General features: G+C 69.3%; 23 protein-coding genes. 14 read left to right on the top strand and 9 right to left on the bottom strand.

The features are described 5' to 3' along the window. Positions 1–28: 28 nt before the first annotated feature. On the bottom strand, positions 29–235 hold the full coding sequence (locus tag NE235_RS31570; RefSeq protein WP_252809442.1) for an aroma-sacti cluster domain-containing protein: 207 nt from the start codon (positions 233–235) through the stop codon (positions 29–31). A 74-nt stretch (positions 236–309) separates the two neighbouring features. Beyond that, positions 310–498 carry an aroma-sacti cluster domain-containing protein gene (locus NE235_RS31565; RefSeq protein ID WP_252809440.1) on the bottom strand — a complete coding sequence of 63 codons (189 nt, stop codon included), beginning with the start codon at positions 496–498 and terminating at the stop codon, positions 310–312. Positions 499–854: 356 nt separating this feature from the next. Here NE235_RS31565 and NE235_RS31560 point away from each other — a divergent pair, with 356 nt between their 5' ends. Beyond that, positions 855–2,873, top strand: coding sequence for a B12-binding domain-containing radical SAM protein (locus NE235_RS31560; protein ID WP_252809438.1), 2,019 nt, complete (start codon positions 855–857; stop codon positions 2,871–2,873). A gap of 154 nt (positions 2,874–3,027) precedes the next feature. Then, a complete protein-coding gene (locus NE235_RS31555) occupies positions 3,028–4,863 on the top strand; it encodes a RiPP maturation radical SAM C-methyltransferase (RefSeq protein ID WP_252809436.1) in 1,836 nt (611 codons plus the stop codon). 24 nt (positions 4,864–4,887) lie between these two features. Here the strand turns inward: NE235_RS31555 and NE235_RS31550 are convergent, their stop codons facing one another. From NE235_RS31550 to NE235_RS31535, 4 genes are all read right to left on the bottom strand, one after another. Beyond that, entirely contained in the window at positions 4,888–5,856 is a 969-nt protein-coding gene (locus NE235_RS31550; RefSeq protein ID WP_252809434.1) for a zinc-binding dehydrogenase, read from the bottom strand. A gap of 32 nt (positions 5,857–5,888) precedes the next feature. After that, positions 5,889–6,317, bottom strand: a complete 429-nt coding sequence (locus NE235_RS31545) for a type II toxin-antitoxin system VapC family toxin (protein WP_252809553.1) — start codon at positions 6,315–6,317, stop codon at positions 5,889–5,891. Next, complete coding sequence (locus tag NE235_RS31540) at positions 6,304–6,573, bottom strand: hypothetical protein (protein ID WP_252809432.1); 270 nt, start codon at positions 6,571–6,573, stop codon at positions 6,304–6,306. Before NE235_RS31540 ends, NE235_RS31545 begins: the two co-directional genes overlap by 14 nt. A gap of 159 nt (positions 6,574–6,732) precedes the next feature. Next, the gene (locus tag NE235_RS31535) at positions 6,733–7,917 is read right to left on the bottom strand and encodes an NAD(P)-dependent malic enzyme (protein WP_252809430.1); all 1,185 of its coding nucleotides are present in this window, start codon (positions 7,915–7,917) and stop codon (positions 6,733–6,735) included. Positions 7,918–8,252: 335 nt separating this feature from the next. Here NE235_RS31535 and NE235_RS31530 point away from each other — a divergent pair, with 335 nt between their 5' ends. From NE235_RS31530 to NE235_RS31515, 4 genes are all read left to right on the top strand, one after another. Then, complete coding sequence (locus NE235_RS31530) at positions 8,253–9,083, top strand: ABC transporter substrate-binding protein (protein WP_252809428.1); 831 nt, start codon at positions 8,253–8,255, stop codon at positions 9,081–9,083. A 143-nt stretch (positions 9,084–9,226) separates the two neighbouring features. Beyond that, on the top strand, positions 9,227–10,123 hold the full coding sequence (locus NE235_RS31525; RefSeq protein WP_252809425.1) for an ABC transporter substrate-binding protein: 897 nt from the start codon (positions 9,227–9,229) through the stop codon (positions 10,121–10,123). Beyond that, on the top strand, positions 10,116–11,078 hold the full coding sequence (locus tag NE235_RS31520; RefSeq protein WP_252809423.1) for an amino acid ABC transporter permease: 963 nt from the start codon (positions 10,116–10,118) through the stop codon (positions 11,076–11,078). Before NE235_RS31525 ends, NE235_RS31520 begins: the two co-directional genes overlap by 8 nt. After that, positions 11,075–11,857, top strand: coding sequence for an amino acid ABC transporter ATP-binding protein (locus tag NE235_RS31515; RefSeq protein WP_289849473.1), 783 nt, complete (start codon positions 11,075–11,077; stop codon positions 11,855–11,857). The genes NE235_RS31520 and NE235_RS31515 overlap by 4 nt, the downstream gene beginning before the upstream one ends. A 4-nt stretch (positions 11,858–11,861) precedes the next feature. Here the strand turns inward: NE235_RS31515 and sodX are convergent, their stop codons facing one another. Next, positions 11,862–12,209 (bottom strand): nickel-type superoxide dismutase maturation protease, encoded by a 348-nt coding sequence (gene sodX, locus NE235_RS31510; protein WP_308206180.1) that lies wholly within the window; start codon positions 12,207–12,209, stop codon positions 11,862–11,864. Between the two features lie 87 nt (positions 12,210–12,296). Between sodX and sodN the strand changes: the two genes are divergently transcribed. From sodN to NE235_RS31495, 3 genes are all read left to right on the top strand, one after another. Further along, the gene (sodN, locus tag NE235_RS31505; RefSeq protein WP_252809421.1) at positions 12,297–12,698 is read left to right on the top strand and encodes a superoxide dismutase, Ni; all 402 of its coding nucleotides are present in this window, start codon (positions 12,297–12,299) and stop codon (positions 12,696–12,698) included. A gap of 255 nt (positions 12,699–12,953) precedes the next feature. Beyond that, a complete protein-coding gene (locus NE235_RS31500; protein WP_252809420.1) occupies positions 12,954–13,373 on the top strand; it encodes an ATP-binding protein in 420 nt (139 codons plus the stop codon). Positions 13,374–13,479: 106 nt separating this feature from the next. After that, positions 13,480–14,238: an RNA polymerase sigma factor SigF gene (locus NE235_RS31495; protein ID WP_252809547.1), complete on the top strand. Its 759-nt coding sequence runs from the start codon at positions 13,480–13,482 to the stop codon at positions 14,236–14,238. Positions 14,239–14,330: 92 nt separating this feature from the next. Here NE235_RS31495 and NE235_RS31490 read toward each other — a convergent pair whose 3' ends face one another. After that, positions 14,331–14,708 (bottom strand): hypothetical protein, encoded by a 378-nt coding sequence (locus NE235_RS31490; RefSeq protein WP_252809418.1) that lies wholly within the window; start codon positions 14,706–14,708, stop codon positions 14,331–14,333. A gap of 83 nt (positions 14,709–14,791) precedes the next feature. Here NE235_RS31490 and NE235_RS31485 point away from each other — a divergent pair, with 83 nt between their 5' ends. Together NE235_RS31485 and NE235_RS31480 are read left to right on the top strand one after the other, a co-directional pair. Then, a complete protein-coding gene (locus tag NE235_RS31485) occupies positions 14,792–15,718 on the top strand; it encodes a diacylglycerol/lipid kinase family protein (protein WP_252809416.1) in 927 nt (308 codons plus the stop codon). Positions 15,719–15,975: 257 nt separating this feature from the next. After that, positions 15,976–16,230 carry a WhiB family transcriptional regulator gene (locus tag NE235_RS31480; protein WP_252809415.1) on the top strand — a complete coding sequence of 85 codons (255 nt, stop codon included), beginning with the start codon at positions 15,976–15,978 and terminating at the stop codon, positions 16,228–16,230. 159 nt (positions 16,231–16,389) lie between these two features. Here the strand turns inward: NE235_RS31480 and NE235_RS31475 are convergent, their stop codons facing one another. Beyond that, a complete protein-coding gene (locus NE235_RS31475) occupies positions 16,390–17,901 on the bottom strand; it encodes a histidine kinase N-terminal domain-containing protein (RefSeq protein WP_252809413.1) in 1,512 nt (503 codons plus the stop codon). A 38-nt stretch (positions 17,902–17,939) separates the two neighbouring features. On the opposite strand from NE235_RS31475, the gene NE235_RS31470 reads away from it, so the two are divergent. The 3 genes from NE235_RS31470 (at position 17,940) to NE235_RS31460 (ending at position 20,620) form a co-directional block, all read left to right on the top strand. Further along, positions 17,940–19,106: an 8-amino-7-oxononanoate synthase gene (locus NE235_RS31470; protein WP_252809411.1), complete on the top strand. Its 1,167-nt coding sequence runs from the start codon at positions 17,940–17,942 to the stop codon at positions 19,104–19,106. A 15-nt stretch (positions 19,107–19,121) separates the two neighbouring features. Next, a complete protein-coding gene (locus tag NE235_RS31465; protein WP_252809409.1) occupies positions 19,122–19,874 on the top strand; it encodes a GntR family transcriptional regulator in 753 nt (250 codons plus the stop codon). Positions 19,875–19,966: 92 nt separating this feature from the next. Then, the gene (locus NE235_RS31460) at positions 19,967–20,620 is read left to right on the top strand and encodes a Uma2 family endonuclease (protein ID WP_252809408.1); all 654 of its coding nucleotides are present in this window, start codon (positions 19,967–19,969) and stop codon (positions 20,618–20,620) included. Positions 20,621–20,671 lie beyond the last annotated feature (51 nt).

Here is a 20,671-nt window from a genome sequence, read left to right as displayed (position 1 = left end):
ATTCCGCCAGCGCGGTTCGGGAGATCCGCTAGCAGAGACAGTTGTTGTTGTTGCCGCCGCTGCCGGGGTCGGTGGTCTGGCCCTCGACGTCCGGCGCCACGGCGTTGAGCCGTTCCTGGATGGCGCCGGCGACCCGCAGCTCTTCCGGGCTGAGGTCTTCGAAGACGGCCCTCATCGGCTCGGGGAGCCGCTGCAGACCGGCCGCGTTGAGCGGGGCGAGCGGGTCCTTGGACATGCGTACCTCCTGAGGATTGAAGGATCTGCCGGATCAGTGGCCGATCCGCCTGTAATGGCGAGCCGTAATTGCCGCTAGCAGAGACAGTTGTTGTTGTCGTTCTGCTGGCCTTCGACGTCCGGCGCCACGGCGTTGAGCCTTTCCTGAATGGCGCTGGCGACCCGCAGCTCTTCCGGGCTGAGGTTCTCGAACACGGCCTTCATCGGCTCGGGGAGCCGCTGCAGACCGGCCGCGTTGAGCGGGGCGAGTGGGTCCTTGGACACGCAAACCTCCTGGTGATCGGGGACTGCCGCGAACATATGTCGCGCCCAGGCCGCCGTCCACCCCCGTGACGACCGGATTCTTAAGACACATCTCACGGCGTTCTAGAACCACTCGCCGGTGGTCTTAAGAACAGCACGATGACCGCGACTTCCCATTACCTGGACACCATGCCAAACTCGCGATCATTAATCCGATGGGCGGCTCCAGCGCGATCGCGGAGGAACAGGTGTCCACATTCCTGACCGAAAGACCTGCGATACGCAGCCGGCGGCGCCGGGAAAGCGACCTGCCGTATCTGTTGATCAATCCGCCGCTGACCGATCCGACTCAGCCCTATCATTCGATTCCGTATCTCGTGGCGGCGGCACGGCGCGCGGGATTCTCCGGCGGCCGGTGCGTCGACGCCAACATCGACGCGCTGAACCACCTGGCGCGCCCGGAGAACGTCGGCCGGCTGCTGGAGCGGGCGGCCGCGGTCAGGAGACGCATCGAGGCGTCCGCCGATCTCACCAGGGCGGACGAGCTCGACTACCGCGCCGCGCTCGGTGCGGAGGGGCTCAGCCCGGACTTCGTCAGCAGGGCCATCGACATCTTCCGTGACGGCCGGTCCTTCTACCACCATCCGACGTACCGGCAGGCCGTCCTGGCGATGAAGCGCTGGCAGGAACTGCTCGGTCTCGACGGGGTCCCCAAGAGCATCGCCGACTTCCAGATCCTGCCGGGCCCGGTGGTGAACCTCTCCTGCTACGCGGACCTGTGCGAGCCCGCCGTGATCGACCGGCTGACCGGGCCGTTCGACCCCTACGTCCGCGGGCCGTTCCTCGACCTGATCGGGGAACGCGAGTGGCGGGTGGTCGGGCTGTCGGTCGCCTACACCGGGCAGCTTCCGATGGCGCTGCGCCTCGCGCGGGAGATCCGCGCGCGGCGCCCGGAGACCGTCATCGTGTTCGGCGGCACCGAGGTCTGCGATCACGTCCGTTTCGCACGGGTCCCCGGGGACTACTGGCGGATCTTCTCCGACGCCGACCTCATCGTGCCCGGCGAGGGAGAGACGCCGTTCTGCGAGATCCTCACCGCCGTACGGGACGGGCGCGATCTCGCCGGCATCCCGGGCGTGCTGACGCGCGAGGACACGTCGCCGGCCCCGTCGATCAACTACGAGAACGTCGCGGAACTGCCGACGCCCGCCTATGACGTCTGGGACTGGGATGCCTACTGGTCGCCGGAGCCGGTGATCCTGTACAGCCCCACGCGGGGCTGCTACTGGAACAAGTGCACCTTCTGCGACTACGGCCTGAACTCCGACCGCCCGACCTCACCGTCGAGGGAGCGTCCCGTCGAAGCGGTGATCAAGGACCTGGAGGAGATCACCGGGTTCGGCCGGACCGTGTACTTCGCCGTCGACGCCATGTCCCCGCGGTACCTCCGCCTGCTCTGCGACGCCATGAAGGAACTACGCGATCCGGTCCGCTGGAGCGCCGAACTCCGCCTGGAACGGACCTTTCCCAAGCGGGACATGGCCAAGCGGCTCAAGGACGCCGGCTGCGTCGCCATCTCCTTCGGCTACGAGTCGGGGTCGCAGCGCGTGCTCGACCTGATCGACAAGGGCGTGCGGCTCACGGACGTGCCGGACATCCTCCGCGACCTGGTCAAGAACGACATCGGCGCCCAGATGATGGGATTCACCGGGTTCCCCAGTGAGCGCGACGACGAGGCGGCCCGCACGTACGACTTCCTACTCGAACACGACGACCTGTGGTCGCTCGCCGGAATCGGGACGTTCTCCCTGACGCCGGGCTCCATGGTCGCCAAGAATCCCGACGCGTTCGCCGTCGAGATCCTCCCGCTCCCGCCGAGCGAGGACGTCGCACGCTACCTGCCCTGGCGGGACACGACCCAGGGAGCGAACCGGTGGCCCGGGGAGATCGACCGGCGGGTCGACGACGAGCGCATGAGCCTCATCCGGCGCACGTCGGACGACCGGCCGTTCGTCGGCGGAATCGACACGGCCCACACCCTGCTGTACTTCGCGGCGTTCGGGCGCCGGCTCTGGCCGGGCCTGCCGCAGGACGACCCTCAGGTCGACCTCCTGCCGATCGCCGACCCGACGATCCCGTTCGCCAACATCGAGGCGTTCGCCGACTTCGAAGACGTACGGGACCAGTTCTTCCTCCTCAAGCGCAACGGGGGCGCGAGCAGTACGTCGATCGCTCCCTGGCTCGGCGGACGGGGCACCGCGCGCCGAGGCGACAGCTCGGTGGCGATCCTGCCCTCCGGCACGACGTTCACCATCCCGGTCGCCGGACAGGGGCTGACCCGCGACCGCCTGCGGGCGCTCATCAAGCTCACCGCGCGGCTCAACGGCGACATCTGAGCGCGCACGGCGCTCTTTCGCAGAGGAGGAGAAATTGCACCCAAGGGCCGGCGCCGGTGACCCGGCGGGAACCGGGGCGAGGACCAGAATGCTGCCACTGGCGCCGAAGGATAAGTCCGCACCGGTTCCCGGGCCCCCGCCACGGCCCCTCCGGGTGGCCCTGGTCAACATGCCGTGGTGCTGGGTCGACGCGCCCTCCATCCAGTGCGGTCTGCTGCAGGCGATCGTCAAGAGGGCCGGCCACCACTGTGACGTGCTCTATCTCAACCTCGAGCTGAGCGCACTGCTGGGCAACGGGATCTACGACCGGATCGCGCGGATGAACGACGACCGGTTCCACCAGCTGGGCGAGTGGCTGTTCTCCTACGCCGCCTTCGGGGAGATCCGGCCGGAGGCCGACTACTTCGCCGAGTACCCGGAGGTGCCGGCGTTCTGGTCGAAGGTCCTGGAGAACGGCCCCGACCAGTTGATCACTTTCCGCCGGGAGGTCCTGCCCGCCTGGATCGAAGGCTGCCTCGACTCGGTGGACTGGTCCTCCTACGACGCCGTGGGATTCTCCTCGACGTTCCTGCAGAACACCGCCTCCCTCGCGCTGGGACGCCGGCTGAAGGACCGCTTCCCGGACCTGCCGCTGATCTACGGCGGCGCGAACTTCGACGGCGGGATGGGCATCGCCTACGCCGAGGAACTGCCGTGGCTGGACTACGTGGTGTCCGGGGAGGGCGACATCGCCCTGCCCGCGCTGCTGCACGACCTCGCCGCCGGCGTGTCCCGCCCGATCCCCGGCGTGCGCCGCCAGGGAGCGGATCACGACGACGTCGGCGAGACCGCGCGCACGTACGACCTGAACACCCTTCCGGCACCCGACTACGACGACTATTTCCGCACCCTGGAGCGGCACGACCGGTCACGCGTCCTGGGCGAGGACGAGGTGCGGCTGCTCGTCGAGTTCTCCCGGGGCTGCTGGTGGGGGCAGAAGCACCATTGCACCTTCTGCGGCCTGAACGCCCTCGGCATGAACTACCGCAGCAGGGCCGGCGGGCGGGCGCTCGCCGACCTGGAGGGACTCCTCCGATCCCATCCGGTCCGCCGCGTCGACGCGGTCGACAACATCCTCGACATGGCGTACCTGTCCTCGTTCTGCGCCGAGCTGGCGGAGCGGCGCTGGGACCTCGACCTGTTCTTCGAGGTCAAGGCGAACCTGACGCGCGAGCAGCTCGCGCTCATGCGACGGGCCGGCATCCGGCGGATCCAGCCCGGCATCGAGAACCTGAGCACCCACGTTCTCGGGCTGATGCGCAAGGGCTCCAGCAGGCTCATCAACGTCCGGCTGCTGAAATGGGCGTGCTACTACGGCATCTCCACCGAATGGCACATCTTGCGCGGCTTCCCTGGCGAGACCGACCAGGACTACATCGAGCAGGCCGCGCTGGTCCCGCTGCTGCACCACCTGCAACCGCCCACGGGCCAGCTCGGCATCTGGCTCGAACGCTTCAGCCCCTACTTCACGGACCCGTCATTCGCGATCTCCGGCGTCCGCCCGCAGGCGAGCTACGCGTACGTCTACCCGCCCGAGCTGGACCATTCGCGGATCGCCTACTTCTTCGACTTCGAAGCCCCGGACGTCGCCTCCGCGGACAGCCACGAACTCCTGACGTCCGCGGCCCTGGAGTGGAAGCGCAGATGGGCGAGCGGCGACCGGCCGGTGCTCTTCTACGAGCGCCTCCCCGGCAGGCTGAAGATCCTCGACACCCGTTCGGGCCGGCCGCGGAAGGCGGTGCTGCACGGCTGGCAGGCCGAGGCGTACGAGGCGTGCGGCGACACCGCGCGGGCCGGCAAGCGCGTCCACCAGTCGCTGCTCGACCGGGGATTCGACCTGTCACTCGGCGAGGTCACCGGCTTCCTCGACGACTGCTGCGGGCTGGGCGTGATGATCTCCGAGGACGGCAAGTACCTCTCGCTGGCACTGCCGGAGAACCCCGGCTGGTAGCCGGGAGTGGTCCTAAGACCAACGTCACACGGTGAAAACGATCTTCCCGAAGACGTCACCCTCGATCATCGCGGCGAACCCGTCGCGCGCCTCGCCCAGCGGAAGCGCGCGGTCGATCCGCGGGCGCACCCCGGTCTTGTCGAGGAAGCGCGCGAGCCGTACGAGCTGGTCACGGGTGCCCATCGTCGAGCCCACCACCGACAACTGGAGGAAGAACACGCGGTTCAGCTCGGCCGGCGGCACCTGGCCGCTGGTCGCGCCGGACACGACGATCCGGCCGCCGGGGCGCAGGGACTTCAGCGAGTGCGACCAGGTGGCCTGGCCGACCGTCTCCATCACCGCGTCGACCCGCTCGGGCAACCGCGCCCCGGACTCGAAGACCTCGTCGGCGCCCAGCGCGAGGGCGCGCTCGCGCTTGTCCTCGGAACGGCTGGTCGCCCAGACGCGGTACCCGGCCGCCGCGCCGAGCGCGATCAGCGCGGTGGCGGCTCCCCCGCCCGCGCCCTGCACCAGGATGGTCGATCCGGGCTGCAGGCCCGCCTTGTCGAACAGCATGCGGTACGCCGTCAGCCACGCCGTCGGCAGGCAGGCCGCCTCCTCGAACGAGATCGACGCCGGTTTGGGCACGAGATTGCGGCGCGGCACCGCGACCTTCTCCGCGAACGTGCCGTCATAGGACTCCGACAGCAGTGAGCGCTTCGGATCGAGCGTCTCGTCGCCTCCGCCCCGCTCCGGATCGCCGATGACGGAGTGCACGATGACCTCGTTGCCGTCCGCGTCGATCCCGGCCGCGTCACAGCCCAGGATGATCGGCAGTCGGTCCTCCCGGATCCCGACGCCGCGCAGCGTCCAGACGTCGTGGTGGTTGAGCGCGGTCGCCTTGACCGTGACGGTCGTCCAGCCCTCCGGAACCGTCGGCTCGGGACGATCTCCCAGCTCAAGCCCGTTCAGCGGGTCGTCGGCATCGATGCGTGCGGCAGTGACGGCGAACATGCCCGCAGCCTAACCCGGCCTCCCGGGGAAGATCAGTCGAGGGGCCGCCGCCACCGCAGCCCAGGGAAGCGGCTGAAGCCTTTGTCCGTGGTGATGAACTCGCATCCATGCTCGATGGCGAGGGCGGCGTGATAGGCGTCCGCCACGTCGTTGCCGTTGGCCCCGGTCTTCTCGCAGAGCTCGGTGAAGATGGCCCAGTTACGCGGACCCGGTACGAGAGGGACACAGTTCGACCGGTTGCGCAGAGCGGACACGGCGGCCAACGCGGTAGTGAGTGGGGTTGGATCTTTGTAGATGCGGCGATTCGTCACCACCCGAACGAACCCACTCAGCACGAGATCTGACACCGCGAAGGGCTCCGGCCCGTCCATCATCTCGAAGAGCCAGCCCCGATACCGCTCGTGATCGGCCATGTCCGGGCGATGGGCGTATACGAGGACATTGACATCAACCAGCCGCATCACGGGCTCGCATCCTGTAATCCTCGTCTTCCTCTTCGTACATCAGGCTCTTGAGTACCCGAGGATCGTTCAGGTCGATATCGGGCCTGGCCGGTCCGGTGCCGCCGTAGGCAGGGAACGCGGCGGGCTCTCGAGAGGGAACGTCGGCGCGCCGCAGCAGCTGACGCAACGCATCCTCGATCACCGAGTTCAGGCTGCGATGCTGCTGAGCCGCGAACGCCTTGGCGTCCGCGAGTAGCTGATCGTCGATCCGCACCGTCGTCCTCCGCATGCCTTCAGTGTCGGCAGCGTGACATAAAGATGTCAATGATCACAACCAGTTTCGAGATGATTACCCTGAGCTCTCGTTCGACTGAAACGTGCCGCGGCCCGCGCGCCTGGTGAGGTGCGCGGGCCGCGGTCGTCGGCGGGTGGGTCAGAGGCGGGCGACGCCGTCCTTGCGGGCCTGGTCGGCGACCGCCCGGGTGACGGCGGGCGCGACGCGCTCGTCGAAGGGACTGGGGATGACGTAGTCCTCGGTCAGGTCGTCACCGACCACGTCGGCCAGCGCGCCGGCCGCCGCGAGCTTCATCCCCTCGGTGATCGTGTGCGCGCGGACGTCGAGGGCCCCGCGGAACACGCCGGGGAACGCCAGCACGTTGTTGATCTGGTTGGGGAAGTCGCTCCGCCCGGTCGCGACGACGCGGGCGTGGCGCCGGGCGATCTCCGGGTGGATCTCCGGCTCCGGGTTGGACAGCGCGAACACGACGGCGTCCTCGGCCATCACGTCGAGGCAGTCCTCCGGGATGGTGGCGCCCGACAGGCCGATGAAGACGTCCGCGCCGTGCAGGGCGTCCTCCGTCGAGCCCTTCAGCCCGGCGCGGTTGGTCTCACTGGCGAGCGCCTGCTTGATCGGGTTCAGCCCCTCGCGGCCCTCGTGGATCAGGCCCTTGCTGTCGGAGAGGGCGAGGTCTCCGATCCCGGCGTTCAGCAGGATGCGGGACACGGCCACTCCGGAGGCGCCGGCCCCGGCGACGACCGCCCGCATCTTCGACAGGGGCCTGCCGATGAGACGGGACGCGTTGCGCAGCGCGGCCAGCGCCACGATCGCGGTGCCGTGCTGGTCGTCGTGGAACACCGGGATGTCGAGGGCCTCGCGCAGCCGGTCCTCGATCTCGAAGCAGCGCGGCGCGCTGATGTCCTCCAGGTTGATGCCCCCGAAGCTGGGCGCGAGGCGGGTGATCGTCTCGACCAGTTCGTCCGTGTCCGTGCAGTCGAGGCAGATGGGCACGGAGTCGACTCCGGCGAACTCCTTGAACAGCAGCGCCTTGCCCTCCATCACCGGCATGGCCGCGGCCGGGCCGATGTCGCCGAGGCCGAGCACCGCGGTCCCGTCGGTGATGACGGCCACGACCTTGGAGGTCCAGGTGTAGTCGTAGGAGAGCTCGGGCCTCTCGGCGATCGCGGAGCACACCCGCGCCACGCCGGGGGTGTACGCCAGGGCGAGGTCGTCGTTGTCCCGGACCTGGACGGTGGAACGGACCTCGAGTTTGCCTCCGCGGTGCAACGCGAAGGCCGGATCAGCATCGTAATTGTGCGGTTCGACAGGCTCAACGGCCACAGCGACCCCTGCTACTAGTGGAAATACGGGCAGACGACCGCAGTTTGCCTCCGGGTCAATGGACAGCGCGGCCGTCTCTCGATGTGTACGGGGGTCACCCGTCGCCCAATCGTCCCACACTCCACGGTGCCGCTCAGTCAGGGGGACGCAACGGGTGAGTCACGACATCACCCGTTATCCATTCGTGTCATTGTTGATCACGATCCGGGCTGGAGTAGGCCAAGATGTCGTCTGACTCCCCCGTACGTCCCCCCGCCTCCGCCCCCCGAGGAGGAGCACTGCGTCCCCGTCCCTTCGCCCGCCGCCTGATCGCGGGGGGCCTTACCGCTCTCACGATGACGTCCGCCCTCTCGGCCTGCCGGGACGCCGACCCGGCGAGCGCCCTGGGCCGCGTGAAGAAGGCCAACAAGATCGTCATCGCGACCGACGCCCTGTACCCGCCGAACGAGTTCAAGCAGGGCGGGCAGATCGTGGGCTTCGACGTCGACCTGGGCACCGCCATCGCCCGGGAACTGGGCGTCGAACCGCAGTTTCAGGACGTGAAATTCGAATCGATCATGCCCGCGCTCGCCGAGGGCAAGTACGACCTCAGCCTCTCCTCGTTCACTGATACCCGCGAAAGGGAGACGCGGCTCGATTTCGTGACATACCTCTCGGCGGGCACGATGCTGCTGGTCCGAAAGGGCAATCCCAAACGGCTGCAGCCCGGCGACCTGTCCCTGTGCGGCCGGCGGATCGCCGTGGAGAGGGGCACGACGCAGGAGGACGAACTCACTCCCGCGAGCGCGGCCGAGCCGAACGCCGGCGCACGCCTGAGGGCGTGCAAGGACGCCGGTAGGCCCGCGCCCGTCCGGCTCTCCTTCGACGACCAGGCCGCCGCCAACGCCGCCCTCGCCAAGGGACGCGCCGACGGTGTCCTCGCCGACGCCCCCTCCGTGGTCTACGGCGCCAGGCAGTCCGCTGACCGCTTTGAACCCTCGGGGCAGCCGTACGGCACCGCGCTCTACGGCATCGCGATCCCCAAGCACCACGACAACCTGCGGGACGCGGTCTTCACGGCGGTCAAGGACCTGATCAACGACGGCACCTACCGGCGGCTCACCGACAAGTGGGGCATCTCCGCGGGAGCCGTCCGTGAGCCCAAGATCAACGCCGCGACGGGCTGACGACCTGCCACGGAGATCATCCGGCCGTTGTGGGATTGTTTCAAGGCAGTAATCGCACTTCGGACGGGGTTGCGCCAAGATGTCGCACAACCACCGTGCAATCAACCGGGGCGTGACGCCCCGTAAGCCTGGAGGAGGACGCCGTGCACAGCGGTCTTCGCCGTCACGCCATCGGGGCGGGCATCTCGGTCCTGGCGGCCGCCGTCGCCCTGTCCGCCTGTAACGCCAAGACGACCTCACGGGGCAGCAAGAGCGCACTCGATACGATCAAGAAGAACGGCAAGATCGTCATCGCCACCGACGCGTCCTACGCCCCGAACGAGTTCAAGCAGAACGGCCAGATCGTCGGGTTCGACGTCGACCTCGGCACCGCGATCGCCAAGAAGCTCGGCGTCAAGGCGGAGTTCCAGGACGTCAAGTTCGACAACATCCTCCCCGCGCTGCAGAGCAAGAAGTACGACATCGGCATGTCGTCCTTCACCGACAACAAGCAGCGCGAGGCCAGCTTCGACTTCGTCACGTACTTCACGGCGGGCACCGGCCTGATGGTCAAGGCCGGCAACCCCGAGAAGCTCAGCCCGGACGACCTGTCGCTCTGCGGCAAGAAGATCGCCGTCGAGAAGGGCACGACGCAGGAGGACGAGCTCACGCCGAAGTCCGCGGCCAAGCCCGACGCCGGCGCGCGCCTCGACAAGTGCAAGCAGGGCGGCAAGCCGGCGCCGACGAAGATCTCACTGGACGACCAGAACGCCGCCAACCTGGCCCTCGGCAACGGCCGCGCCGACGCCGTGCTGGCCGACTCGCCGGTCGCCGCGTACGCCGCCAAGGAGTCCGGAGGCAAGTTCGTCATCGCCGGCAACGCCTACGACACGGCCCCGTACGGCGTCGCGGTCCCGAAGAACGAGAACGACCTGCGCGACGGGATCCTGAAGGCCGTCAAGGATCTCATCGCGGACGGCACCTACAAGCAGCTGACCGAGAAGTGGGGCATCTCCTCGGGCGCCCTGACCGACCCGAAGGTCAACGGGGCGAGTGGCTGAGGCGAACGTGACCGAGATCGACAACACCGGATCGGCACGGCCTGAGAGCATCAGGGCCGTGCCGGTCCGGCACCCCGGCCGGTGGGTGAGCGGCGCGGTCATCCTCGTGCTGGCCGCGATGTTCGTCCACATGCTGTTCACCAACAAGAACCTGGACTGGACGACCTTCCAGAAGTTCTTCTTCGACGGCGGCATCCTCAAGGGCCTCGTCGCGACGCTGGAGCTGACGGTCATCGCGATGGCCATCGGCATCGTGGGCGGCATCCTCCTGGCGCTGATGCGGCTTTCGGCGAACCCGCTGATGTCGTCGGCGGCCTGGCTGTACATCTGGTTCTTCCGCGGGACGCCCGTCCTGGTCCAGCTGATCTTCTGGTTCAACATCAAGTCCCTGATGGGCGACATCTCGCTCGGGATCCCGTTCGGGCCGGTCTTCATCACCTGGGACGTCAACAGCCTGGTCACGACCTTCGTCGCGGCGATCCTGGGCCTCGGCCTGAACGAGGCCGCGTACATGTCGGAGATCGTCCGGGCGGGCATCCTGTCGGTGGACGAGGGCCAGACCGAGGCGGCGCAGGCGCTCGGCATGCGGCGGCTGCAGATCATGCGGCGCATCGTGCTCCCCCAGGCGATGCGCGTGATCATCCCGCCGACCGGCAACGAGACCATCTCGATGCTGAAGACGACCTCACTCGCCTCCACCGTGGCCTTCACCGAGCTGCTGAAGGCCGGCGAGGACATCTTCAACGCCAACTACAAGACGATCCCGCTGCTGATCGTGGTGAGCGTCTGGTACATCATCGTCACCTCGATCCTCTCGGTCGGGCAGTACTACCTGGAGCGTCACTTCGGCCGCGGCTCCGCGCGGGAACTGCCGCCGACCCCGCTGCAACGGCTGCGGCGGAACCTGACGACCTTCCACGTCAAGCCCCCGGCCGTACGAGAGGGGTCCGCATGACGGAGAACGCACCGGCGACCGACGTGATGGTCAAGGCCGAGGGCATCCACAAGTTCTTCGGCCGCCTGCACATCCTGCGCGGCATCGACCTGGAGGTCCGCAGTGGTCAGGTGATGTGCGTCATCGGCCCGTCCGGTTCCGGCAAGTCGACGTTCCTGCGCTGCATCAACCACCTCGAGAAGATCGACTCGGGGCGGCTCTGGGTGGACGGCCACCTCGTCGGCTACCGGCAGCGTGGCGACAAGCTGCACGAGATGCGGGAGAGCGAGGTCGCCGCGCAGCGCCGGGACATCGGCATGGTGTTCCAGCGGTTCAACCTGTTCCCGCACATGACGGCCCTGCAGAACATCATGGAGGCGCCGATCCGGGTCAAGGGCGAGCCTCGTCAGGTCGTACGCGAGCGGGCGCTCCGGCTCCTCGATCAGGTGGGGCTGTCCGAGAAGGTGGACAGCTACCCGTCGCAGCTGTCCGGCGGACAGCAGCAGCGCGTCGCGATCGCGCGGGCGCTGGCGATGGAGCCGAAGCTCATGCTGTTCGACGAGCCGACGAGCGCGCTCGACCCCGAGCTGGTCGGTGACGTCCTCGACGTCATGCGGCGGCTCGCGCAGGACGGCATGACGATGGTCGTGGTCACCCACGAGATGGGCTTCGCCCGCGAGGTGGGCGACTCCCTGGTCTTCATGGACGGCGGCGTCGTCGTGGAGGAGGGCGACCCCCGCGAGGTGCTCACCGACCCGCAGCACCAGCGCACCCGGGACTTCCTGTCCAAGGTGCTCTGAGGCTCTACGAGGCGTTCCGCGTCCGCGCGCTCCGGTTCCGCCGGGGCGCGCGGAGCCGTAGGGAGGGGCGTGGCCAGTACCGCGCGATGACCCGTCCGAGGATCAGATCGTCCGGTACGGCGCCGAAGTTCCAGCTGTCCTGCCGGCCGGGGGCGCGCTGGTTGTCGCTCTCCAGCCACCATCCGTCGCGGTCGCGCCAGGCCACCCGCTTGACGATCAGCCGGGCCTCGCGGGGATGACGCGCGACCACGATCTGACCCGGGGCGAGGCGGGCGCCGCGGCGTACGAGAAGCCAGTCGCCCGGCCGCAGGACCGGCAGCATCGACTCGCCCGTGACCTCGACCGTCTGCACGTGGGTTACCTCTCTGCGCGCGGGAAGGGTACCAGGAGTAGTGTCTGTCAGCGGAGCATGATCCGAAACAACGGAAGGGACACGCAGGTGCTTGCACGACTTCTGCGCCCCAGGACCACGGTGTCGGCCCACTGCGACCTGCCCTGTGGTGTGTACGACCCGGCGCAGGCCCGGATCGAGGCCGAGTCGATCAAGGCGATCATCGAGAAGTACCAGGCCAACGACGACCCGGTGTTCCGCGCTCGGGCTCTGATCATCAAGGAGGAGCGCTCTCAGCTGGTCAAGCACCACCTGTGGGTGCTGTGGACGGACTACTTCAAGCCGCCGCACTTCGAGAAGTACCCGCAGCTGCACCAGCTGTTCAACGAGGCCACCAAGCTCGCCGGCGCGGCCGGCACGAAGGGCACCCTCGACGTGGCCAAGGCGGATGAGCTCCTCGCCAAGATCGACGAGATCGCGAAGATCTTCTGGGAGACCAAGAACGCCTGATCTCCGGCCCGTTCGCGGTTCGGGATCGGATCGGTGGCGGGTCGGCCGCGCCCCCAGCCGGGGGCCGGCCGGCCCGCCACACGCCTTTCCCGACGGGGCGCGCGAGCGCGGGCCGTACGGACGGCCCCCTCGGCGGGGGAGACCCCGCCCGGCCTCTACGATCATCACTTCGAACCCGGAGCGCGGCGGATGCGCGCGCGGGTGCGTCGAGGCGGTAGTTTCGACATCAGCGGGTAGCCCCAACGAGGGAGTGACGTGACCGAGGAAACCGCGGCCAGGCCGGCGAGTGTGTCCGACGTGCGCGACGTCGTGACCGTACGGCTGCCGGCCGACAGCGCCTACCTTTCCGTGCTGCGCACGGCCACGGCCGGGCTGGCGGCACGCCTCGACTTCAACCTCGACGAGATCGAGGACTTGCGGATCGCGATCGACGAGGCGTGCGCGATGCTCCTGGCCCAGGCGGTGCCGGGCACGGATCTGACCTGTGAATTCGAGCTGACCGACGACGCGATGAGCATTTCGGTCTCGGTCCTGACCGTCGACGGCCTGGAGCCCAGCCGCGACACGTTCGCCTGGACCGTCCTGAGCTCGCTCGCCGGTGACGTCGACGCCGAGGTCGGCGTCGACGACCGGGTGACCATCGTCATGAACAAGCGGCGCGGGAAGACGTCATGAACGCCCCGACCCCCACGGCACTCGACCACCGCCCACGCGGCTTCGGGCCGCTGAGCGAGGTGGACGCGTGACCGAGAAGACCACGGTGGCCGGCAACGAGCACGGAGTGCCCGACCGCGCTCGAGCGCGTCAGCTGTTCGAGCGGCTCGCCACCCTGCCCGAGGGCGACCCGGAGCGCCAGCGCATCCGGGACGAGCTGGTGGAGCTGCATCTGCCGCTCGTCGAGTACCTCGCCCGCCGGTTCCGCAACCGCGGCGAGTGGCTCGACGATCTCGTCCAGGTCGCGACGATCGGGCTGATCAAGTCGATCGACCGGTTCGATCTGGAGCGTGGCGTGGAGTTCTCCACGTACGCCACGCCGACGATCGTCGGTGAGATCAAGCGGCACTTCCGCGACAAGGGCTGGGCGGTCCGCGTGCCGCGCCGGCTCCAGGAGCTGAAGCTCTCGCTGACCAAGGCCATCAGCGACCTCGCCCAGCGCGAGGGCCGGGCGCCGACCGTCAGCGAGCTGGCCGAGCACCTGCAGATGAGCGAGGAGGAGGTGCTGGAGGGCCTGGAGTCCGCCAACGCCTACTCCACCGTCTCCCTCGACGCGCCCGACTCCGGCGACGAGGACGCTCCGGCGGTCGCCGACTCCCTCGGCATCGTCGACGACGCCCTCGAGGGCGTCGAGTACCGCGAGTCGCTCAAGCCGCTGCTGGAGAAGCTCCCGGCCCGGGAGAAGCGCATTCTGCTGCTGCGGTTCTTCGGCAACATGACCCAGTCGCAGATCGCCGCCGAGCTCGGCATCTCGCAGATGCACGTGTCCCGGCTGCTGGCCCGCACGCTCGCCCAGCTACGGGACGGCCTCACCGCCGACGACTGAGCCCGTACGACGATCGAAAACGCCCGCCGGAACGTCCTCGTTCCGGCGGGCGCGTCGTTTCCGGCCGCTCCTCGTGCGGGTGCGGTGCGGGTCTACTCGTCGACGAGGGCGCGGGTCGTCGGAGGGCTGAGGAGGGCGGCGGCGCCGACGACGGCGACCACGACGAGGACGGCCCCCAGGACCTGCCGATGGCTCTGGAACATCGACACGGCGATGATCAGCGTGAAGATCTGGGTGAGGAGCGCGGGGGCGCGTCCCCAGCGGCGTACCTGCCACAGCCCCCAGCCGACCGCGATGATGCCGGCGCCGCCCAGGACGGCCATGAAGGCGAGGGCGACGGCGCTGGCGAGGTCGTGGGGACGGCCGATGACGGCCTCGACGCCGACGTACAGGCCGACGGCCAGCACGGCGACCCCTTCCAGGGCCTCGACGACGGCTGCGGCGCTCAGAGTGGCTGGACGTGTGGGCACACCCGGAACAGTAGCCGGGTGCGCGGCGCCGTGATGGCCAGGCCGCGCCATCCGCTGGTCTGCGGTGAAGCTACCCTTTTGGCGTGCGCGCTCTCTTGATCGCCAACCCGAAGGCGACGACAACGTCACGGCGAGCCCGGGACGTGCTGATGCGCGCGTTCGCCGGCGAGGTACGGCTGGAGCTGGCCGAGACCCAGCGGCGCGGGCACGCGACCGAGCTGGCCGAGCAGGCGGTCGGCGAGGGCTACGACGTGATCATCGCGCTGGGCGGGGACGGCACCGTGAACGAGGCCGTCAACGGGCTGCTCGCCGCGGGTCCGTCGCCGGACCTGCCGGCGCTGGCCGTGGTCCCCTCCGGCAGCGCGAACGTCTTCGCCCGCTCCCTCGGGCTGCCGAACAACGCCCTCGACGCGGCCGGGCAGGTCCTGGAGGCGCTTCGGGCCGGGCGGCACCGTACGGTCGGCCTGGGCATGGCGGACGACCGTTACTTCACCTTCTGCGCGGGTCTCGGGCTGGACGCCGAGGTCGTTCACGCCGTCGAGCAGCGCCGGGCCGCCGGGTCCCGCGCGTACTCCACGCTGTACATCCGCACGGCGCTGCGCCAGTTCTTCGTGCTGACGGACCGGCGCCGCCCGGCGCTCACCCTGGAGGTGCCCGGGAAACCGCCGCTCGGGCACATCTTCCTGGGCATCGTGTCGAACACCTCGCCCTGGACGTACGCGGGTCCGTGGCCGGTCGACCCGAGCCCGCGGGCGGCGTTCGCGACCGGCCTGGACCTGTTCGGGCTGCGGCGGCTCGACCTGGTGTCGACGCTGAGCGTGCTGTCGCAGATCCTGCCGCCGTTTCAGCGGCAGCCGCGCGGCGCCCACGTCCTCGGTCTGCACGACCTGACGGAGTTCACGCTGCGCTCCCACCGGCCCATCGCCTTCCAGGTCGACGGGGACTACCTCGGGCAACGCGAGGCGGTGACCTTCCGGTCCGTTCCCAAGGCGGTGCGGATCGTGATCTGAGTCACGAAGTCACGTTCATGTTTCAACCATGTGACACACGCGACAGCCATACTTTGAGAAAAGTTTCTCAAAGCTCTTGCGCCCTCTCTGGCGCCCTGGGAATCTCTAAGTGGCGCGCGGCATACGGGTATCACCCCTGGTCGAGACCGCCATGAACACTTCCCGGACCTTACCCACGGTCCTTGGACTGTTCGCGACATCGTGAAACCGTTCACAAGTGGAGTCGACACTTCACGCGCTACGAAGGAGTGGACCGCATGGACTGGCGCCACCGCGCTGCCTGCCGTGACGAGGACCCCGAGCTGTTCTTCCCGATCGGGAACACCGGCCCCGCGCTGGTACAGATCGAAGAGGCCAAGCAGGTATGCCGCCGCTGCCCGGTGACCGACGCCTGCCTCAACTGGGCGCTGACCTCCGGCCAGGACGCCGGGGTCTGGGGTGCCATGAGCGAAGACGAGCGACGCGCCCTAAAGCGGCGGAACGCCCGCGCCCGCGCTCGCGCCCACGCGTGAGAGACCACCCTGAGAGACGACATTCGCCGCATCGTGGCTCGCGGATCGGCCCACGACCTCGCGCCGGATCGACGCCCGTGACCCCAGGTCACGGGCGTCCGTGTTTCCAGACGTCCCTGTTACCGGAGATGTCCTCAGAAGATCGCGCCGCCGGCCGTCTCAGGCGGTCGGAACCGTGCGCGGCCCCTGGTCCAGGGGAATGTCCAGGACCACCTCCGTGCCCCCGCCCTGACGCGGCCGCAGGTCGATGACCCCGCCCAGCTCCCCCACGATCAAGGTGCGGACGATCTGCAGGCCCAGGCTCGCGGTCGACTCGACGTCGAAGTCGTCGGGCAGCCCGCTCCCGTTGTCGGCCACCAGGACCTTCAGCCGTTCGTCGCCGCGCGTCACCACCACTTCGAGGGAGCCGGCGCGGTTGGCCAGGCCATGCTCCAGGGCGTTCTGCAGCAGCTCGGCGAGGACCATGGCGAGCGGGGTGGCGATCACCGCGGGCAGCACGCCGAAGCTCCCGACCCTCTTCGGGCGGACCCGCGTCTCCGGCGCCGAGACCTCGCCGGCCATGGCCACCACCCGGTCCGCGATGTCGTCGAAGTCGACGAGCTCCTCGGGCGTGTGGGAGAGCGTCTCGTGGACGATCGCGATCGAGCCGACCCGGCGCACCGCTTCCTCCAGGGCCGCCCGCCCCTCCGGCACCCGGAGCCGCCGGGCCTGCAGGCGCAGGAGCGCCGCGACGGTCTGCAGGTTGTTCTTCACCCGGTGGTGGATCTCCCGGATGGTGGCGTCCTTGCTCATCAGCGCCCGGTCGCGCCAGCGCAGCTCGGTGACGTCCCGCAGCAGCACGAGCGCGCCCGTACGGTTCCCGTCCACGATCAGCGGGATCGCCCGCAACTGCACGATCGCGCCGTTGCTCTCGATCTCGGTCTCGCTCGGAGCGCGCCCGCCGGCGACCACCGCCAGTGAGTCGTCCACCGCGGTGTTCATGAGCCGGGCGGTGGTGTCCCCCAGGGGCGTGCCGACCAGATCGGTGGCCAGCCCGAGCCTGCGGTACGCCGACTGCGCGTTCGGACTCGCGTAGAGCACGCGCCCGTCCCGGTCGACCCGGATCAGGCCGTCACCGACCCGCGGGGACCGGGCGAGGTTCGGCTCCACCTCGCGGAAGGGGAACCGCCCCTCGTCGATCATCTTCGCCAGGTCGCTGGCGCTCTGCAGGTACGTCAGCTCCAGGTGGCTGGGCGTACGCGCCGAGCTGAGGTTCGTGCTGCGCTGGATGATGCCGAGGATCCGGCCGTCCCGGCGGACCGGGATCGCCTCCTCCCGGACCGGGATGCCGCTCCCCCACTCCGGGTCCCCCTCCCGGCAGATGCGCTGCTCCGTCCAGGCCACGTCGATCAGGCCTCGCCTGCCCGGCTCGACGACCATGCCGACGAGGTCGTCGGTGTACGCGGTGGGGCCGGTCGTGGGCCGGATCTGGGCGACGGCCACCCAGCCGCCGACGCCGGGCGGGCCGCCGCCCTGGCGTGGGCGGCGCCCGGTCAGGGGGACCCAGAGCACCAGGTCCGCGAACGACAGGTCGGCGAGCAGCTGCCAGTCCGACACGAGGGCGTGGATCCATTCGAGATCCGCCGCGTCCAGATCGGTGTGCTGCCTGGTGAGGTCGGTCAACGTGGGCACGTCTGCATAATCGCAGGCGGGGCTGGAATGATTTCCGGGTGGACCCACTTCAGCGGCTGAGGGCCGCGACCCGCGAGCGTACGGCCGCCGGCCTGCACCGGACGTTGCGCCCCCGCACGCCCGTCCCGTCGCTCCTTGATCTGGCCTCCAACGACTATCTCGGCCTGTCCCGCGACGCCCGGCTGGCCGAGGGGGCGGTCGAGGCCGTGCGCAAGTGGGGGGCCGGCTCCACCGGTTCACGACTCGTCACCGGGACGACGGAGCTGCACGCCGAGCTGGAGCACCGCCTGGCGGAGTTCACCGGGGCACCGTCCGCCCTGGTGTTCTCCTCCGGCTACCTGGCCAACCTGGGGACCCTCACCGCGCTACGGCCCCGGCTGATCGTCTCCGACCAGGCCAACCACGCCTCACTGATCGACGGGTGCCGGCTCTCGTGTGCGGCGGTCACCGTCACCCCGCACGGGGACGTCGCGGCCGTGGACGCCGCCCTGACGGGTTCGGCGGACGCGATCGTCGTGACCGACGCGGTGTTCTCGGTGGACGGTGACCTGGCCCCCCTCCGTGAGCTGCACCGGGTCGTCCGGCGCCACGGCGCGATCCTGGTGATCGACGAGGCGCACGCGCTCGGCGTCGTGGGACCGGGCGGCCGGGGCGCGGCGTTCGCCGCGGGGATCGCCGGCGAGCCCGACGTCGTCCGCACCGTCACCCTGTCCAAGGCGCTCGGCGCGCAGGGCGGCGCGGTCCTCGGCGCACCCGAGGTCATCGAGACGCTGATCGACACGGCACGGTCGTTCGTGTTCGACACCGGTCTGGCGCCGGCGTGCGCCGGGGCGGCCCTCGCCGCGCTCGACGTGCTGGGCGCCGACCCGGGCCTGCCGGAGCGTGCCCGCGCCGGCGCCCTCCGCCTGGCCGGCGCCGCCCGCGAGCTCGGGCTCACGACCACGTCCCCGGCCGCCGCCGTCGTCCCGGTCATCATCGGGGACCCCCACGAGGCCGTCCGCGCGGCGGACCTGTGCGCGGACCACGGGATCCGGGTCGGCTGTTTCCGGCCACCCTCCGTACCGGTGGGACGCGCCTGCCTGCGGCTCGCCGCCCGCGCCGACCTGGGCGAGGCGGATTTCACAGTCGTCACGCGAGCGCTGGCTACTGTCAAGAAGCGGACCAGACCGTACCCTGCTCCTAACGCCGGAGCGACGCGGCGGTGAACGTGAGGAGTGCGCGTGACGGCTGAGCAGGCACCGGAACTCGGAATCGAGCCACGGGTCCCGAAGTACTACCGGCTGAAGAAGCGCCTCGTCGAACTGACCGAGGCGCTGACCCCGGGTAGTCCCCTTCCGCCGGAACGCACGCTCGCGGAGAAGTACGGAACCTCCCGCACGACCGTCCGGCAGGCCCTCGCGGAGCTGGTGATCGAAGGCCGCCTGCAGCGGATCCAGGGCAAGGGCACCTTCGTCGCCAAGCCGAAGGTCGCGCAGGAGCTGCAGCTGGTCAGCTACACCGAGGACATGCGGCACCACGGCCTCAACCCCGAGACCCGCATCCTCGACATCGACTACGTCACCGCCGACGAGCGGGTCGCCGGTCTGCTCGGCATCCGTCCCGGCGGCCGCGCCCTGCGCATCCACCGGCTCCGCCTGGCCGACGGCGAGCCGATGTCGATCGACACGTCCCTGCTGCCGGCCCGCCGCTTTCCGGGGCTCCGCAAGGAGCTGCCGCGCCACGGTTCGCTGTACGAGACCCTCGCCACCGCGTACGACGTGCACCTCGCCGAGGCGGAGGAGACGATCGAGACCGTGCTGGCCACCCCCGACGACGCCCAGCTCCTCGGCGTCGACGTCGGCCTGCCGCTGCTCCTGCTGTCCCGGCACGCCTTCGACCTCGACGGCCACCCCGTCGAGTGGGCCCAGTCCTTCTACCGCGGCGACCGCTACAAGTTCATCACCCGCCTCCGCCGCCAGGGCGAGACGCCCTGATCAGGTCCGCTGGAATGTACGGTTCCAGGTACGGACGGCAAGCGGGTTCCCTACGATGACCGGAGCTGATCGTGAGGGAGGAGTCACGCAACGTGAGCGCGGTGGCCCATTACTACACGCTCCCGGACACCCCGTACGACCTGTGGGTCCGCGGCGAGCTGGCCGACTTCCTCCACCTCCCTGACGACGGCACGAGGGTCGAGGTCATCGGAGGGGAAATCGTCGTGTCACCGGGTCCGACGGTCGGCCATAACGGCATAGTCCAGGACATCGCCGACAGCCTGGTCGAGGCACGGATCGCCGATCCGACCTTCCCCTGGCGGTGCATTCAGGTGACCGACCTCAACCTCAGCGACATCCGGGACGGCTACATCCCGGATCTCATCGTCCTGGACGTCGATGTGCAGGACGAGGCCCGCAAGTCCGATGCCCGGCATCTCCTCCCCGGCCAGGTGAGTCTGGTCGTCGAGGTCACCTCCCGGTCGAATGCCGCGTGCGACCGCCGGCCGGGTCCGAGACGCGGTGCCGCGACCAAGTGGAGCGGCTACGCCCAGACCGGAATCCCCAACTACATCCTCGTCGATCGGGACCCGCGCGCCGCGCAGACCCTGTTCTTCTCTCACCCGGATCGAAGCAGCGGGACGTACCGGCACCTGCTGTCATGGGAGTTCGGTGAGACGATCCGTCTGCCGGATCCGTTCGGCTTCGAGATCAAAACCGACAAGTGGGAGCCCTGGGACGACTGAGAACGTCCGCGCCGAGGATAGGGGTTGCCAGGGGCACGGAAATCCTCGGTG

Source organism: Actinoallomurus spadix (genome assembly GCF_024055725.1).
Lineage (GTDB): Bacteria > Actinomycetota > Actinomycetes > Streptosporangiales > Streptosporangiaceae > Actinoallomurus > Actinoallomurus spadix.
This window is presented reverse-complemented; position numbering and strand designations above follow the sequence as displayed.

Coding starts and splice junctions, on each gene's coding strand:
- NE235_RS31570 (WP_252809442.1), bottom strand. CDS start 235: ATGTCCAAGGACCCGCTCGCCCCGCTCAACGCGGCCGGTCTGCAGCGG.
- NE235_RS31530 (WP_252809428.1), top strand. CDS start 8,253: ATGACGTCCGCCCTCTCGGCCTGCCGGGACGCCGACCCGGCGAGCGCC.
- NE235_RS31550 (WP_252809434.1), bottom strand. CDS start 5,856: ATGTTCGCCGTCACTGCCGCACGCATCGATGCCGACGACCCGCTGAAC.
- NE235_RS31515 (WP_289849473.1), top strand. CDS start 11,075: ATGACGGAGAACGCACCGGCGACCGACGTGATGGTCAAGGCCGAGGGC.
- NE235_RS31545 (WP_252809553.1), bottom strand. CDS start 6,317: ATGCGGCTGGTTGATGTCAATGTCCTCGTATACGCCCATCGCCCGGAC.
- NE235_RS31480 (WP_252809415.1), top strand. CDS start 15,976: ATGGACTGGCGCCACCGCGCTGCCTGCCGTGACGAGGACCCCGAGCTG.